Origin of the sequence: Paraburkholderia sp. 22098 (assembly GCF_052045935.1) — a bacterium.
GTDB lineage: Bacteria > Pseudomonadota > Gammaproteobacteria > Burkholderiales > Burkholderiaceae > Paraburkholderia > Paraburkholderia caledonica.
In genome coordinates, this window is sequence record NZ_JBQEPV010000010.1 from 223,730 (window position 1) to 240,052 (window position 16,323).

Below are 16,323 nucleotides of genomic sequence, written 5' to 3' on the forward strand. Positions count from 1 at the left end.
GCGTAACGCCTCACGCGCAACGGCGATTCAAGCGGCACTCAAGCGCGCCAGTTCCGTATCGACCAGCAGCTTCTTCAACTCCGGCACGCACGAACCGCAGTTGCCGCCGGCCTTCAGGCACGCGGTGATCTGCGCGGCGGTCTTCAAGCCCTGCTCGCGAATCGCCGTACAGATCGTATTGCGCCCCACGCCGAAGCACGAGCAGACCGTCGGCCCGGTATCGGCGCCCTTGCCTATGGGTTGGCCCGCTAGCACGGCAATCCGGTCGGCTTCGTCGAGCTTGTCCTTCGCAAACAGGCTTGCAAGCCATTCGCGCGCCGGCAAGTCGGGACGCGCCGACAGGAAAACACAGTTCTCGATGCGGTCGTCAACCACATGAACCGCGCGATAAACACCGGCGGTGCGGTCCTCGTATTCGAGCCAGTCGGCATGTGCATCGTCGACTTCGAACAGCGCCCGCGCCCAGGCGCCGCGATCGCCCTGCTCCGAGAGCTGGTTGCGGCCCGCGAGTTCATAGCGCACGAACTGTGTGCCGTGAATGCGGGTCCAGTACGTGATGCCGGTGAGCGCCGGAGCGCGCCGGCTCAGCGAGAAGCCGTGCCACGCGACGTGAAACTTGTCGACACGCACCGGCGTATGTTTGAACTCGGGCTCGCCGGATAACGGATCGACCGATGGATTGACCACGGCGCCCACGCGCGCGTCGGAAGCCACCTGATCGTTCCAGTGAATCGGCACGAACACGCTGCCGCGTGCCATGCCGCCGCCATATTGCACGCGCGCCACCATCGCACCCCAGCGACTCGATACGCGTGCAAGGTCGCCTTCGCGCACGCCGCACAACAGCGCGTCCTGCGGATGCATGTCGACGAATGCCTCCGTGACATGACCCGCGAGTTTCTCCGACTTGCCCGTGCGGGTCATGGTGTGCCACTGGTCGCGCACGCGGCCCGTGTTCAGCGTCAGCGGATAGTCGTCGTCGGGCGCGTTAGCCGGCGCGCGCGGCGGCGTGGCAATGAAGCGCGCCTTGCCGTCCGCGTGGCTGAAGCGGCGATCGTCGAACAGACGCACGGTGCCCGGAGCGGCAGGATGGTTGTCCGCGCGCACAGGCCACTGCACGGGTTGCAAACCGGCATAGCCGTCGCTATCGAGACCCACTAGCCCCGCGAGATTGAACGCGCGATGCACGCCGCCGTCTTCTACGCCTTCGTCTTCCACGCCTGCGCCTTCACGGCCCGTGCTGCTCCCGTTACGCCATGCACTTAGCCGCGCATGCTCGTCGAAGATCTCCTGCTGGCTCGCGAACTCGAAACCTGCATAGCCCATGCGCCGCGCCACGTCGCAGATGATTTTCCAGTCCGCGCGCGCTTCTCCCGGCGCGGGAAGAAATGCGCGCTGCCGAGAAATCCTGCGCTCGGAATTGGTGACGGTGCCGTCCTTCTCTCCCCAGCCGAGCGCGGGCAGAAGTACGTGAGCAAACGCATTGGTGTCCGTGCGCTCCACAATGTCGGAGCAGACCACGAGATCGCAGCGGGCGAGCGCGCGTTTCGCCTGGTCGCTGTCGGGCAGGCTCACGACGGGGTTGGTACCCATGATCCAGACCGCCTTGATCCGGCCTTGCTCGATCGCCTCGAACAGTTCGACCGCTTTGAGTCCAGGCCGCGATGCGATCGCAGGTGCGCCCCAGAAGTGCTGAACGATTTCGCGATGCTTCGCGTTGTCGAGTTCCAGGTGCGCGGCGAGCGTGTTTGCGAGACCGCCCACCTCGCGCCCGCCCATTGCATTTGGCTGTCCGGTGAACGAGAACGGACCCATTCCGGGCTTGCCGATGCGCCCCGTCAGCAAATGGCAATTGATGATGCTATTAACCTTGTCAGTGCCGGCGCTCGACTGGTTCACGCCTTGCGAATAGACGGTCACCACGCGCTCGGTCCGCGCGAACAGGCGGTAGAACTCGAGCAGATCGTGAGGATCGAGCTTGCATGCTTTCGCGCATTGGGCGAGGTCGAAGCGGGTCGCCGCGCCGTTCGAATCATCGTTCACATCACTGGCTGAAGCGGCGGCTAACGCCTCGGCAAATCCACTCGTATGCGCATCGACGAACTGCGCATCTATCGCGCCGTGTTCCGCGAGAAAGCCAAGCAAGCCGTTGAAGAGCCGCACGTCGGTGCCCGCGCCCAGCGGCAGATGCAGATCGGCCATCTCGCAGGTCGCGGTGTAGCGCGGATCGATCACGACGATCTTCATGTCGGGCCGCGCTTCCTTGATCTTGACAATCCGCTGGAACAGGATCGGATGACACCACGCCGTGTTCGAACCCACCAATACGACGAGATCGGCCAGTTCGAGATCTTCGTAGCAGACCGGCACGATGTCCTCGCCGAAAGCCCGCTTGTGTCCCGCAACCGATGACGACATGCACAGCCGCGAATTGGTATCGATGTTCGCGCTGCCGACATAGCCCTTCATCAGCTTGTTCGCGACGTAGTAGTCCTCGGTCAGCAACTGCCCCGAGACGTAAAGCGCGACAGCATCCGGCCCGTGCTCTTCAACGACCTTGCGAAAGCCGCCGGCCACCGCATCGAGTGCATCGTCCCACGACACGTCGCGCAAGACGCCGCTCCCGGGCTCGCGCATCTTCGGATGAAGCAGCCGTCCGTCGAGTCCGATCGTTTCGCCGAGCGCCGAGCCTTTCACGCACAGGCGGCCGAAGTTCGCGGGATGCAGTTCGTCGCCTGCCATGTCATGTCCGCCGTCCGGCCGCGCGCTGACGCGCACGCCGCAACCGACGCCGCAATACGGGCAGGTGGTCCTGACAGTGTCACGGCTGTCGTCAGCCGCGCTCGAAATAGCGATGGGGAAACTCACGGTGTCTTCCAGGTCAGGCGGCCTGCGTTTCGCAGAGCGTTTTACCGAACAGCAAATGGCTGCGCAGCGAAGAAATGTCGGTACGGCTCTGGATCAGGTCGAAATACCACGCGCCTTCTTTCACGTCGCCGTATAGCACCGCGCCGATCACGCGGTTATCTTCGATCACCAGACGCTTATAGACGCCGCGGCGCGGATCGCGCAGCACGAGGTCTTCGCTGTCCGGACCGCCGATGAAATCGCCGGCCGAATACAGTTCGACGCCGGTGACCTTCAGCTTCGTCGCCGTCGCACGTTGCACATAACGGCGATGACCCGCGCCGGCGAGATGCGCGCCGCACACGCGCGCCTGGTCCCAGATCGGCGCGACGAGGCCGAACGTCGCGGTGCGATGCTGCACACATTCGCCGACCGCATAGATGCGCGGATCGTAGGTCTGCAACGTGTCGTCGACGACGATCGCGCGCTCGCAATGCAGCCCCGCCTGTTTCGCGAGGTCGATGTTCGGCCGCACACCGGCCGTCATCACCACGAGATCCGCGGGGACCTCCGTGCCGTCGTCAAAACGCACCGCGGTGACGCGATCCGGTCCGACGATTTCCGCGGTATTCGCCTTCAGCAGGAAACGCAAACCCTTGCGCTCCAGCGCCTGCTGCAACAAGGCCGACGCGCTTCGGTCGAGCTGGCGGTCCATCAGGCTGTCCGTGACGTGCACGACCGTTACAGACATGCCTTGGCGCATGAGCCCGTTCGCGGCTTCGAGACCAAGCAAACCTCCGCCGATCACGACCGCGTGACGATGTCTGCGTGCCGCATCGAGCATCGTTTCGACATCCTGAATATCGCGGAACGCGATCACACCCGGCAGAGTGTGACCGGGCACGGGAATGAGAAACGGCTTCGATCCCGTTGCGATCAGCAGCCGGTCATAACCCGCTTCGACGCCATTCCTGGAGCGCACGATGCGGCGCGTGCGGTCGATTGCGACCACCGGATCGCCGGCATGCAGACGAATCCCGTTCTCTTCATACCAGCTACGCGAATTGAGAATGATGTCGTCGACGCTCTTCTCGCCCGCCAGCACCGGCGAAAGCATGATGCGGTTGTAGTTGCCGTATGGCTCCGCGCCGAACACGGTGATGTCGTAGAGATCCGGCGCGAGCTTGAGCAGTTCCTCGACCGTGCGCATGCCGGCCATGCCGTTGCCGATCACGACGAGACGCGAGCGTGAGGGCGTTGCCAACGGTCTGCCTCGCGGCAAGCGCGCATCGATTTCCGCTTTCATGCCGCGACCCACACCTTGCCGCCCTCGACGCGCACGGGATACGCACTCACCGAATTCTCGGGTGCTTCGAGGCACTCGCCGGTGCGCAGGTCGAAGTGATGCTTGTAGATCGGCGAAGCGACCACGATGCGCTCCCCGAGGCTACCGATCAGCCCGCGCGAAAGTACCGCCGCGCGCGAGCCCGGATCGAAATTGTCGATTGCGAACACGCCGCCCTCGCCGTCCGCGACGTGAAATACCGCTACCTGCTCGCCGTTGACGAGCGCGCAGACGCCCGTATTCGGAACGATGTCATCGAGCGCGCATACGGGCATCCAGGAAGCCGAAGTCTGTTCGTTGCTCATGCTGGGTTCCTCACTCATGTAGGTAGTTGTCAGGCGGTTCATACGGCGTCATTCGGTTTCATTCGCTCGCGACGCGGTTCGCGACACAATCCGGACGGCAAATAAAAAACGTCCCGCGGATGCAATCGCCAGAGCGACTGTATTCGTGGGACGCCGTTGTCCGAACCAGTAATCTACGAAGGGACTTCTTGCTGCGTGCGGGCCGGATCGTCATTGATCCGCTGCCTTCTTAATGCAAAGCCCATGCCATCGGAGAACAGCAACACAGTCACGGCGCGCAACGCCCGCCGGTTATAGCCACCGCACAAGTCGCCGCGCCGGACCGCCCGACCGGAGCAGACGCATTGCGAGGCATGAAAGCGCAACAATGGTGCGACGCAGCACCGTCTGCGTGCAGCGCATCGTGGCGAGGTGCAACGAGCCGGACGTCGGACGCGTGTGCTGACGGGCGACGCTCTGCCGGATTGCGGCGGCGAGCGCGGGCTGTTCGAGCGCCGCTTCGCGAGCCTCATGTTCGCCGCTAAAGCGCATGGCCCACGCGCACAGCGCCCCGGCGTCTGCTGGGTGTCGCCGTGCTTGTGACGGTGCTGCTATCAAGCGCAATCAGCAGGGACCGCCTTTGATCCTTTGTAAGGCATAAGGCGATCACACTCCTCATCCAGCACTACGTTCAGACGTCGGTGGACAGCGTGACGGATTCCCACGCGGCGATTTCATCGGACAATGCCGACAGTTTCGTGCGCACGAGGCTGAGCGCATCGCTGCCCAGCAGCAGGTGAGCGGGCGGCCGCCCGGCAGAGATCGCGGCCAGCATGGCGCGTGCAGCCTTGACCGGGTCGCCGGTCTGCTTGCCGCTCTTCTCTTCGCGAGCCTTGCGCACCGGATCGAACAAGGCGTCGTAATCCGGGATGGAGCGCGGCGTGCGCGCCATCGAGCGGCCTGCCCAGTCGGTGCGAAAGGAGCCCGGCGCCACGGCAGTCACCGCGATGCCGAACGGCTCGACTTCCTTGCCGAGCGCTTCCGAAATGCCCTCGAGCGCAAATTTGCTGCCGCAGTAATAGGCGATGCCCGGCATCGTGATGTAGCCGCCCATCGACGTGATGTTGAGAATGTGGCCGCGGCGGCGTTTGCGCATGTACGGCAGTACTGCTTTGATCATTGCCACTGCGCCGAACACGTTCACGTCGAACTGCCGCCGCATTTCGTCGAGCGGCGACTCTTCCAGCACGCCTTCGTGGCCGTAACCGGCATTGTTCACGAGGACATCCACTGGGCCGACATTGGCCTCCACTTCAGCCACGACGCCGTCGATAGCGTCGAAGTCGGTCACGTCCAGCACGCGGCCCCATGCGCTGTCAGGTGCAAGCGCCTCGAACTCTCTTTTCGACGCTTCGCTGCGCACCGTGCCAATCACACGATGACCCGCCGCAAGCGCTTCCTGAGCCAGCGCGCGGCCGAAGCCGCTGCTCACGCCGGTGATCAGCAAAGTCTTGGTCGATGCCATGATGCCTCCTTTCTCAAGTTGAACAGAAAGTGCATACTATTCTCTTCAACCCGCCGGTTTGAGGCCGAATCGTCGATTTTTCTTGCCTATTCTTATGACGACCGAAAAAACGCCCCCGGAGGCGCGCGCTGCCAGCCGACCCGCTCGCCGACCTGCTGGTCAGGAGCAGCAGAAAATGGCGGCCCTGCTGCGCGCACTGGCGCCCCAGGAGGGCTACAACCTGACGGCCTTGCCGGGCGTTCGCATCCTGCGCTCCGACCGGCCGTTGTCGTCCACGCCCGTGCTGTACGACCCTGGCATCGTGATCGTCTGCCAGGGACGCAAGCGCGGCTATTTCGGCGATCAGCTTTACGTGTACGACGAGCAGCACTATCTCGCGGTGTCGGTGCCAGTGCCCTTCACTATGGAGACCGACGCGACGCCGGAGCACCCGCTCCTCGCTATCTACATGCACCTCGACTTCAAGCTGGCCGCGGAACTGATGGCCCAGATCGAGCGTCATGAAATGCCCAACCATGCACAAGCGCCGCAGAGCATGATGTCGAGCCCAATGGACGAGGCGCTGCGAGACTCGGTGCTGCGCTTCCTGGAAGCGATGAACCGCCCGCTCGATGCAGCGGTTCTTGGCCCAGAATTATTGCGCGAGCTGTACTTTCGGGTTCTCACAGGTGCGCAGGGCAGCGTGATGCGCGCCGCGCTCGGCATGAACGGGCAGTTCGGCAAGATTGGCAAAGCGCTGCGCCGCATTCATTCCGACTACGCCGACGCGCTCGACCTCGCGGAACTCGCGAGCGAAGCCGGCATGAGCGTTCCCACGTTTCATACGCACTTCAAGGCGATCACGCGTACATCGCCGATGCAGTACGTGAAGTCGACGCGCCTGCACCAGGCCCGCTTGCTGATGTTGCGACAGGACATGACGGCCGAGGCCGCAAGCAATGCGGTCGGTTATGCGAGCACGTCGCAGTTCAATCGCGAGTTCAAGCGGCTTTTCGGGCTCACACCTGCCGCGGAAGCGCGGCGCATGCGGGCGAGTTTCGCCATACCGCCCGCGCACGCCGGTTCGGAGTTTGTCTCTTCGCATTGAGGCCGACGGTCGCGCCATCGGTCAACGCGCCGCCACTTGGATTGAGTTCGCTGGCTACACGCGCCCGCCAGGAGCGTGGACAGGCCCGCACGTCGCGAGCCCCGGCTCAGTCCGCTCGCTTCGCGCCTGGCTCGCGCCCGGTTCGCGCCCGGTTCGCCCCCGACTCGGTGCCACGTGCTAGCCCGCAGTGCCTGCGTACGCCGCCTTTAGCGCGGCGACGTCGAACTTCACCATCTTCATCATGGCCTCGGCGGTGCGCCGCGCTTTTTCCGGATCCGGATCGGCCATCATGGCGATGACATCGGCCGGCGCAATCTGCCACGACACGCCGAAGCGGTCTTTCAGCCAGCCGCACGCGTCGGGCGAGCCGCCGCCTTCGAGAAGCGCGTCCCAGTAGCGGTCGACTTCCGCCTGATCGGCGCAATTCACAAGGAGCGAAACGGCATGGTTGAACGGTTCGTTGCCGGGGGAGCTCATGGCAATGAACGGCTGTCCGAACAGAACGAACTCGACGACCTTCGTCGAGCCGGCGCTCGGCACCGGCGTGACGCGGACTATGCGCGAGTCCGGAAAGATGCTTGTGTAGAAGGCCGCAGCCTCCTCGGCTTCGGTGGAATACCAGAGAAAGGGGGTGATCTTCTGAATCGTCATTGAGCGTCTCCTGTCAATATCGGCCAGATGAGCGGCGAGGCCGCATGCCGCTATGGGGACGACGAAAGAAGACCATCAAAATCGACACGCCGGGAAGAAAAATACGGCTCGCGAGCCGCCCCCGGATAACGCAACGACTGCGCCGCTCCACCGGAGCCGATTATAGGCAATCAAGCGGGCAATCAAGCGCTTCGCTATCCGTCCGATACATCCCCGCGCGCTCGGTCAGGCACCAAGGCGCTGCCACCGCGAACTACCCGAATCACGGCGCGCGTGGCAATCGGAAAGAGGCCTACGAGAGCAGACACCTCGTGCCGCGCTGACGCAGCGCACTCCCTCACGCGATTCTGCATGCGCCAACGGCCTCCGGGACCGGAAGCATCGGCGACCGCGCGCGCAGCTACATGACGACGCTGACTGCGATCGTAGCGCGCCTTGTCATGGACGGGCGCGCCAGCGTTCTCGCAGCCTTTACTGCTTGACCTCACCCGTTCGGCCCGTCCCGGACGCTCCTTGCGGCGACAGCGCGTTTGCGCGCTTATCCATCAGCGTTCCCGGTTTGTTGCCGGGCGCGCCCATGGCCGCGGGCTCGTCGACGGTGTGCCCGGCCTGTCCAGGCTGCGCCTGCGTGCCGCTCTGCGTGCCACTGTTCGCCGGCGCGTTACCGCTTTGTTGCGCATAGACCGTGCTGCCCACGCACAGCACCAACGCGACACCTGCCACTTTCAGCATACTCATGACTGTCTCCCGATTTCACGGCCTTTTGCCGTTTTAAAGGAATCCAGCATGGCGCGTGCCGCGAACCGAATTACGGCGCGCAAAGCCCGGCACAACCAAGGGAAGCAAGGACAGCGCCGCTATTCGACGCGCCGCCGTGTGGAAATTGCAGAGGCCGTTGAAATGACCAGATCGGCGAAGCGCTTCTCGTCGCGATCCGCCTGCCAGCGCGAGCGGGCCACCGCAATATTGACCGCGCCGATGCCGCGCCCGTGCGCGTTCGTGATCGCCGCCGCCGTCGAAATATCGCTCACGAAGTATTCGTCTTCGGTATGCGCGTAGCCCTGCTTGCGGATCTGCGCGATCCGCTCCCTGATCTTGCGCGGCTGGTAGACGGTGGACGCCGTGTATGCCACGAGATTCGTGCGCGACAGAATGTCGTCGATTTCGCCGTCGGCGAGCGTCGCCAGAATAGCGAGGCCGGGCGCAGTGCAATAGGCGGGCAGCCGCGAGCCCGTGATGACATGTGCGTTGAACACGTTGCGGCTCACGATCCGCAGCACGAACACGATGTCCGTATCGTCCAGCACGGTGAGGTTGGTTGCCTCTTCCGTTTCGGAGCCGAGCTGCTGCAGATAAGGCGTCGCACGGCTCACGAGATCGTTTGACGTGAGATAGTGATACGTGAAGTCCAGAAGCCGCGGCGACAATTCGTACTTGCGACTGTCCGGGTCCTTGAAGAGATAACCGAGCGCGGCGAGCGTATAAGTGAAGCGCTGCGTCGCGCTCATGTCGAAACCCGTGAACGACGAGATTTCCGAGAGCGACAACTGACGCTTGCTGCCGTCGAACGCGGTGAGCACCTTCATCGCCTTTTCCACGGACTGCACGTAAAGCGAAGACGCGGTCGGGTCGACGGCTTCGGCCGACGGCTTTGCCGCAGAAGTCTTGCGCTTGCGCGGGGCTTTGGGCTCGTCGCTCATCAGGTCAGTTCGTATCCGGTTTGAACGGAGAATTATCGCATAGCCCTAAAGCGCTATCTATATACGATAGCTACTGCTTTGCGGTGGCGAGCCGGTCCCACGCGTTCCCAGTGTCGCGGGACAGCAGGTGTTTCTTCACGCGCTCGCTCGCCGTCATCTCGAAGCCGGCCACCGCGCGGTAATAGCGCGGCAACTGGAAACTTGCGAGCCGCTCGCACGCCCACGCGTGCAATGCGGGCCACTCCACCGGTTCGTCCTTGAACTGCACGTCGAGCAAGATGTCCTGCTCGCCGATCGCCGACGCGACACCAATTGCCGCGCTAGCGCGGATCGCCGGATGCGCCGCAAAAATGCGTTCGATTTCCCAGGCGGACACGTTCTCGCCGCGCACGCGCATGCTGTCCGTCTGCCGGCCGATAAAGAACAGATCGCCGTCCGCATCGCGGCGCGCCCGGTCGCCGGTATGAAGCCGGCCGTTGCGCAAAGCGGCTCTGGTTGCGTCGGGATTCTTCAGATACGCCGGCAAAAAAGTGCCCTCTACCTTGCTTGTCAGCACGATCTCGCCCGCCTCGCCCTCTTTCACCGGACGGCCATTTTCATCGAGCAATGCGATGTCGATCCAGGGCAACGCACGGCCGATCGAACCGGTCTTGCCCGTCACGTTCGCCGTAGCGAAGCTCGAACATTCGGTCATGCCGTAGCACTCGCGCAGCGACACCTTCAACCGCGTCTGAATCGGCTCCCACGATGTTGCGCTCACGCCCGCGCCCCACGCAACGCGCAACGTGTGCTTTGCGGGTTGTTCCGTCTCGGGCAACTGCATCAGGATATCCAGCACGCCGCCGAGATAATGGAGTTGCGTCGCGCCCGCGCGCTCGATCTGCGTCCAGAACTGCGATGCGGAGAAGCGCGGCACGGCGTGCAGCGTCACGTTTGCAAGAAACGGCAGCAGCAGCATCTGAGCACCGCCGATGTGGCACAACGGCTCCCACAGAAAGAGCCTGTCGCTGTCGCGCACGTCCGCCACGCGAAGTGCCGCCTCGCTCGCGATACGCATCATCCGGTGCGTGAAGACGACACCTTTCGGCGCGCCGGTCGTACCGGACGTGTAGATGACGCACAGCGGATCGTGCACGCCGATAGCCGGCGTCGCGAATTCCGCGCTCGTATCGTGCGCTTCGAATGCCGGCAGATGCGTGCGGCGCGCCGCGCCGCAATCGAGCTGCGCCGTCACCGCGTCGAATTCATCGTCGACAACGAAGAGCTTGGGCTCTGCATGCTGCAGCAGATATTCGAGGCCCGCCGCGCGCAGCTTCGTGTTAACAGGCACCCACACCAGACCGCTCAGATGCAGCGCGTAGATCAGATGAATATGCTCGGGACTGTTGCCGAGCATCACGGCAACACGGTCGCCCTGCTTCAGACCTTGCGCGGCAAACCAGCGCTGCAATTGCACGACGTGGCGCGCGGCGTCTTCGCACGAAATCGCGCGATCCTCGAAGTGCACGATGGTGCGCGCGGCGTCGCGGCGCAATCCCGCCGCGAGCAGCGGTACGCAGTCGAGTTCGTCGTTGCTGTGCCGGTGAGCGAAATATTCTGGATAACGATGCATGTGTGAACCGGTCGAAATACGAAGACTCAGCGCGTCTTGCGCTTGAGCCAGGAGGAAACCGCGACGACGAGCGCGATCAGAATGACGAGTGTTGTCGACACGGCTGCAAGTGTCGGCGTAATCGCAAGCTGGATGTCGTCCCACATCTGCTTGGGCAACGTCGAGTTGATGCCGCCGGAAACGAAGATCGCAATCGTGAGGTCGTCGAACGAAACGAGGAATGCGAACAGGAACGCAGCCGTCACGCTTGCCATGAGAAGCGGCAACACGATCGACGTAATGCGCCGCAATGGCGACGCGCCCATCACGCGCGCGGCGTCGTCAAGACGCCAGTCGAAGCGCTGGAAGCCGGCAGCGAGCGTGACGACCACATACGGAATGGCGAGCACCGTATGACCGATCACGAGGCCGAGGTTGGTGCCTGTAAGGCCGAAACGTCCGAACAGATAGAGCAAGCCGACTGCCACCACGATACGCGGCACGATCAGCGGTGCGACCAGCAGCGCGAAGATCGGCTTGCTCGCGCGGCGCGGCATGCGCGTCATCGCGAGTGTGGCGCCGAAGCCGAGCAGCAGCGACAGCAGCGCGGTGCCGAGACCCACTTCGAACGAGCGGACGATCGCGCTTTGCCACACCGGCGAATCCATGAACGTGCCGAACCAGCGCACGCTGAAAAGCTTCGGCGGGAAAGAAATGTAGTCGCTCTTCGTGAACGCATAGGGAATCACGGAAAGCACCGGCACGACGAGCACGATCATGATCGCGCACGTATAGAAACCGAGCGGGCTGACCGCGCGCGCGCCCTCTTCGGCGTGCGTCTTGCGGCGCATCACGAACGGCGCAAACACCCGGCCCGCCGCGATCAGAAGCGCGAGTTTGATGCCTTGCGCACGCGAGCCGCGCTGACGCTCCGCCACTTCGCCGGTGAGCGACGTGAGGCCCACCATGCGGTCGTACACGAAGAAGATCACGATCGAGCAGACCAGCAACACGGTCGACAACGCGCCGGCAAAGCGCATGTCGAAAAGCTCCAGCACCGACGAGATCACGAGTTGCGCGATCATCGTTTCCTTCGGCGAGCCGAGCAGCGCCGGCACGATGAAGAAGCCGAGGCTCGAGATAAACACGAGCAGGCCGGCCGCCGCGACGCCCGGCGAGGACAGCGGCAGAAACACTGTGAAAAAGCTCGTGCTGCGTTCGGCGCCGAGCGTTTCGGCGGCTTGCGTGAGCCGATCGTCGATGCCGCGCATGACCGGCAGCATGGTCATCACGGCGAGCGGCAGCATCGAATGCACCATGCCGATCAGCACGCCGGTGAGCGATGGAATCGTGCCGCTCGTCTCGCGCACGAGGCCGAGCGATAACGCGATGGTCGACAGCACGCCGGTCTTCGAAAGCAGCAACATCCATGCGTAAGTCTTCACCAGATAACTGGTCCAGAACGGCAGCATGATCCACAGCAGCCAGCGTTCGCGTGCTCGCTCAGACAGGCGGCTCAGCATGTAGGCAACCGGATAGCCTAGCAGAATGGATAGCGCCGCCGTCATGAACGAAATGGCGAAGGTGATCCTCAACACTTTGGCGTAGACCGGTGTGCGTGCAATGCGCTCGAACTGCGCGAAGCCGACCTGCCCTTCGGCGCTGACAAGTCCCCCTTGCAGGATTTCGCCGACCGGCACTATGAAGAACACCAGCAGGAACACTAGCGTCGGCACGATCGGCAAAAAGCGCATGCAGCGCGCGAGCCACACGGAGCGGCCGCGGCGCGAGGCTTCGTTCTCGCGGCGCGCATGAAGAGCGATGGTCATCGTGGTCCTCTCAGGCCTGCAGAAGCGTCGTGCGATATGGGTCCCACACGAGGCCGACCTTGTCGCCGATGCGCGGCGAGAGGCTGCGCTCGCAGCGCACGGTGAGTTCGCTGCCGTCGTTCATCGCGAGTTGCACACGTGTATCGCTGCCGAAGAACACGATGTCCGCAATCGTGCCGTCGACAAAGCCGCGTTCGGGTTCGACAAGTCGCGGCGCCTCCGGGCGGACCAGCAGCGTGTGACGGGTGCCGGCCGCGCCGGATGCAACGGATGCGTTCATTGCGTTCATTGGCAGCGGAATGCGGCCGCCCGCCGCGAGCAGAATCGCCTCGCCGCTTGCGCCGCGCGTATCGTCGAGCGCGCCTTCGAGCAGGTTCGAATGACCGATGAAGCCGGCCGCGAAGCGCGTCGCGGGACGGTCGTACAGATCGGCAGGCGTGCCCACCTGCTCGATGCGCGCCTGATTCATCAGGCAGATGCGGTCGGACAGCGTGAGGGCTTCGTCCTGATCGTGCGTGACATATACGAACGTTGCGCCGAGCTCCTTATGCAAGCGGCGAATCTCCGACTGCATATGCTCGCGCAGTTTCTTGTCGAGCGCGCCGAGCGGCTCGTCGAGCAGAATTACCGAAGGCCGGTACGCAAAGCAGCGCGCGAGCGCAATCCGCTGCTGTTGTCCGCCCGACAACTCCTTGGGAAAACGCTTGGCATATTCGGTCATGCGAACCATCGCGAGCGCGTCGTCGACGGCCCCGCGCACTTCGTCGCGCGACTTGCGTCGCATGCGCAAACCGTACGCGACGTTGTCCCACACGCTCATGTGCGGAAAGAGCGCGTAGCTCTGAAACACCATGCCGATGCCGCGCTTGCCGGGTTCGACATGCGTGACGTCGCGCCCGTCGATCTCGATACGGCCCGCGCTCGGCGCGACGAGTCCCGAGATCATCTGCAACAGCGTGGTCTTGCCCGAGCCCGACGGACCGAGCAGCGTCAGGAACTCGCCGGCCTGCACGGCGAGGTCCGTCGGTTCCAGCGCGACCGCATCGCCGTAGCGCTTTGCAATGCCGATCGCCTCGAGCTTCGAACTCATGATGCGGTCCTTACGAAATGATCCACGAATTGAACCGCTCAGTGACCTTCTGACGGTTCGCTTCCCACCATTGAGGGCTCGGCAGCCGCATATCGCGAATGTTGTCGGGCGCCGTGGGCAACAACGTCGCGCGGTCTTTGGAGATCGTCTCGAACGCTTTCTTGTTGGTCGGACCGTAGGCAAGCGTGCGTGTGAGCAGCGCCTGACGCTTCGCGTCGGCGCAAAAGCGCACGAACTGCTTTGCCGCCTCCGCGCGCGGCGTGCCCTTCGGAATGCCCCAGCCTTCGATCGAATAAAGACCTTGGTTCCATACGATCGTGACCGGCGCGCCGCCGTCCTTCGCGGCTTGCGCGCGGCCGTTCCACGCCGAGATCATGTCGACGTCGCCGCTCTGGATCGCCTGCATGGCTTGCGCGCCCGAGGTCCACCAGATGTTGACGTGCGGCTTGATCTTGTCGAGGCTCCTGAACGCGCGATCCACGTCGAGCGGATAGAGCTTGTCGAGCGGCACGCCGTCGGCGAGCAGCGCCTGTTCGAGCGTGTCGAGCGGACTGCGCCGCAGGCAGCGGCGGCCGGGGAATTTCTTTACGTCCCAGAAGTCGGCCCACGATTTCGGACCGTTGTCCTTGAACTTGTCCGCGCGATACGCGAGCACCGTCGAATACACGTCGACGCCGAGCCAGTTCGGCGTGATCGCGTCGGGCATGATGTCCGGATAGTCGCTCGTCTTCAGGCCGATGGGTTCCAGCAGCCCTTTCGATTCAAGGTACGGAATATCGGCCGACAGCGTGAGCGTGGTGACGTCCCACACATAGTTCTTCGTCTGCACCATCGCCGCGAATTGCGCGACCGGCTGCGATTCACGCGCGACGCTCACGACCTTGATACCGGTTGCTTTCTCGAACGGGTCGTAGAACGCTTCGCGATAAGCGGTCGTATAGGGGCCGCCCGGGTCCGATACCACGATCTGCTTCGATTGGGCTCGCGCGGCGAGCGGCATCGCGCTCGCGACGGCAAGCGCGCCCGCGCCATGAAGAATGCGACGGCGCGTTGCGTTGAAGTCTTGCGTCATTGTTCAGGTCTCCCGCACATGGGTTGAGATTGGAACGGTGCGACTTTGACTCGATTCTGGCGGCTTCGGGCTCCGCATTCAGCCCCGCTCGCGGCCGGCTACTTTCCGCGCTTACGGAAGAACTCTTCCATCATGCGAGCGGGTTCGCCCGAGTCGTACGCTTCACGCTGAATGCGCTCCCCCGCTTCGATGCAGTCGACGAACCCCGGCTCCGTCATCTCACGAAAGCGCTGCTTGTCCAGACGCATCGCGACGGGCGGCTTCGCGGCGAGTTCGGTGGCGATTTCCAGCGCCTTGTCGAACACCTTGTCTTCGTCGACCAGATGATGGATGAGGCCGATGCGATGACACTCGTCCGCGTCCATCAGACGACCCGTCAGCGTGAGCTCGATGGTGCGCGACATGCCGAGCATCGAGTTCATGATCCAGGGGCCGGTCGTGCTGGCAATGCCCGCATTGATTTCCGGCTGGCCCATGCGCACACCTGCATGTGCGACGCGAATATCGCCGAGCAGCGCCACCTGGAATGCCGAGCCCGCGGCTGTGCCGTTCAGCGCCATGACGAGCGGCTTCGCAAGACTGCGCAGCGCCGTGTAGTAGCGCTGCCATTCCTTGACCCACGCCACCGCGCGTTCGCCGTCGAAATCATGTGCTTCCGACAGGTCCTGGCCCGCCGAGAACGCCCGGTTGCCCGCCCCCGTCATGATGATCGCGGCGACGTCGGGGTCGTTGTTAAAGCGCTCCAACGCCTCGATGATCATTTCGCGCATCGGCGTGGTCCACGCGTTTAAACGCTCAGGACGATTGAGAGTGATGACCGCGACGCGGCCGTGATTCGAGAACAGCACGTCATTGCTCATGGATTATCGCATCGCAATAGTTGATGGTGTAATGCAATATAGGCGCATCAAAATTAAGGTGCAAGCGGGTTTACCAGAGAGATGATCGGTGAAGCTCCCTGGCGCACGCTCTGCGCGTTTCGAGCGCTTAATAGTTAGTTGGACGATCGGACACAACCGCGTCGAAGTGCGCGGTGGAGCTTGGTTTAATAGAGGGAGGATTGGCACCGCGGCGCTGACGCACAACGGCATTGCGCCGCTGGAAACGATCACGACAGATCGCGGATCGCGGAGCACGGAACCACAGAGGCCCGCATCGATGACAAAATCGACGCGCAGAAAAAAGCCGCAGACAAGCTGCGGCGAACAAACACACACGCCGAACGTTTGGGAACGCTGACGCCTGATGAATCGTAGCGACGTTTGCGGGGCATGAACATCGGGTGTTTTGTATGAAAGCATG

13 protein-coding genes are annotated in these 16,323 nt (G+C 63.3%); 1 reads left to right on the top strand and 12 read right to left on the bottom strand.

All coding sequences use genetic code 11. From position 1 onward, the window contains the following. Window positions 1-27 precede the first annotated feature (27 nt). The 4 genes from ACTJLB_RS22140 to ACTJLB_RS22155 form a co-directional block, all read right to left on the bottom strand. Complete coding sequence (locus ACTJLB_RS22140) at window positions 28-2,868, bottom strand: molybdopterin-dependent oxidoreductase (protein WP_440784465.1); 2,841 nt, start codon at window positions 2,866-2,868, stop codon at window positions 28-30. Between the two features lie 13 nt (window positions 2,869-2,881). After that, a complete protein-coding gene (locus tag ACTJLB_RS22145; protein ID WP_440784466.1) occupies window positions 2,882-4,153 on the bottom strand; it encodes an NAD(P)/FAD-dependent oxidoreductase in 1,272 nt (423 codons plus the stop codon). Then, the gene (gene nirD, locus ACTJLB_RS22150) at window positions 4,150-4,497 is read right to left on the bottom strand and encodes a nitrite reductase small subunit NirD (RefSeq protein WP_310065368.1); all 348 of its coding nucleotides are present in this window, start codon (window positions 4,495-4,497) and stop codon (window positions 4,150-4,152) included. Before nirD ends, ACTJLB_RS22145 begins: the two co-directional genes overlap by 4 nt. A gap of 670 nt (window positions 4,498-5,167) precedes the next feature. After that, complete coding sequence (locus ACTJLB_RS22155) at window positions 5,168-6,001, bottom strand: oxidoreductase (protein ID WP_408418095.1); 834 nt, start codon at window positions 5,999-6,001, stop codon at window positions 5,168-5,170. Window positions 6,002-6,176: 175 nt separating this feature from the next. Here ACTJLB_RS22155 and ACTJLB_RS22160 point away from each other — a divergent pair, with 175 nt between their 5' ends. Then, window positions 6,177-7,088 carry an AraC family transcriptional regulator N-terminal domain-containing protein gene (locus tag ACTJLB_RS22160; RefSeq protein WP_440784467.1) on the top strand — a complete coding sequence of 304 codons (912 nt, stop codon included), beginning with the start codon at window positions 6,177-6,179 and terminating at the stop codon, window positions 7,086-7,088. Between the two features lie 177 nt (window positions 7,089-7,265). Here ACTJLB_RS22160 and ACTJLB_RS22165 read toward each other — a convergent pair whose 3' ends face one another. The 8 genes from ACTJLB_RS22165 to ACTJLB_RS22200 all read right to left on the bottom strand — a co-directional run bounded on the left by ACTJLB_RS22165 (window position 7,266) and on the right by ACTJLB_RS22200 (window position 15,881). Then, window positions 7,266-7,739: a VOC family protein gene (locus ACTJLB_RS22165; protein WP_087752184.1), complete on the bottom strand. Its 474-nt coding sequence runs from the start codon at window positions 7,737-7,739 to the stop codon at window positions 7,266-7,268. Between the two features lie 471 nt (window positions 7,740-8,210). After that, window positions 8,211-8,477, bottom strand: a complete 267-nt coding sequence (locus tag ACTJLB_RS22170) for a hypothetical protein (RefSeq protein ID WP_440784468.1) — start codon at window positions 8,475-8,477, stop codon at window positions 8,211-8,213. 119 nt (window positions 8,478-8,596) lie between these two features. Then, on the bottom strand, window positions 8,597-9,439 hold the full coding sequence (locus ACTJLB_RS22175) for an IclR family transcriptional regulator (RefSeq protein ID WP_020065678.1): 843 nt from the start codon (window positions 9,437-9,439) through the stop codon (window positions 8,597-8,599). A 70-nt stretch (window positions 9,440-9,509) separates the two neighbouring features. Then, window positions 9,510-11,051 (bottom strand): AMP-binding protein, encoded by a 1,542-nt coding sequence (locus tag ACTJLB_RS22180; protein ID WP_440784470.1) that lies wholly within the window; start codon window positions 11,049-11,051, stop codon window positions 9,510-9,512. A gap of 26 nt (window positions 11,052-11,077) precedes the next feature. Continuing rightward, the gene (locus ACTJLB_RS22185) at window positions 11,078-12,859 is read right to left on the bottom strand and encodes an ABC transporter permease subunit (RefSeq protein WP_440784472.1); all 1,782 of its coding nucleotides are present in this window, start codon (window positions 12,857-12,859) and stop codon (window positions 11,078-11,080) included. Window positions 12,860-12,869: 10 nt separating this feature from the next. Then, a complete protein-coding gene (locus tag ACTJLB_RS22190) occupies window positions 12,870-13,949 on the bottom strand; it encodes an ABC transporter ATP-binding protein (protein ID WP_020065675.1) in 1,080 nt (359 codons plus the stop codon). A 10-nt stretch (window positions 13,950-13,959) separates the two neighbouring features. Next, complete coding sequence (locus tag ACTJLB_RS22195; RefSeq protein ID WP_392393024.1) at window positions 13,960-15,021, bottom strand: ABC transporter substrate-binding protein; 1,062 nt, start codon at window positions 15,019-15,021, stop codon at window positions 13,960-13,962. Between the two features lie 98 nt (window positions 15,022-15,119). Then, window positions 15,120-15,881, bottom strand: a complete 762-nt coding sequence (locus ACTJLB_RS22200) for an enoyl-CoA hydratase/isomerase family protein (protein ID WP_131318063.1) — start codon at window positions 15,879-15,881, stop codon at window positions 15,120-15,122. Window positions 15,882-16,323: the final 442 nt, after the last annotated feature.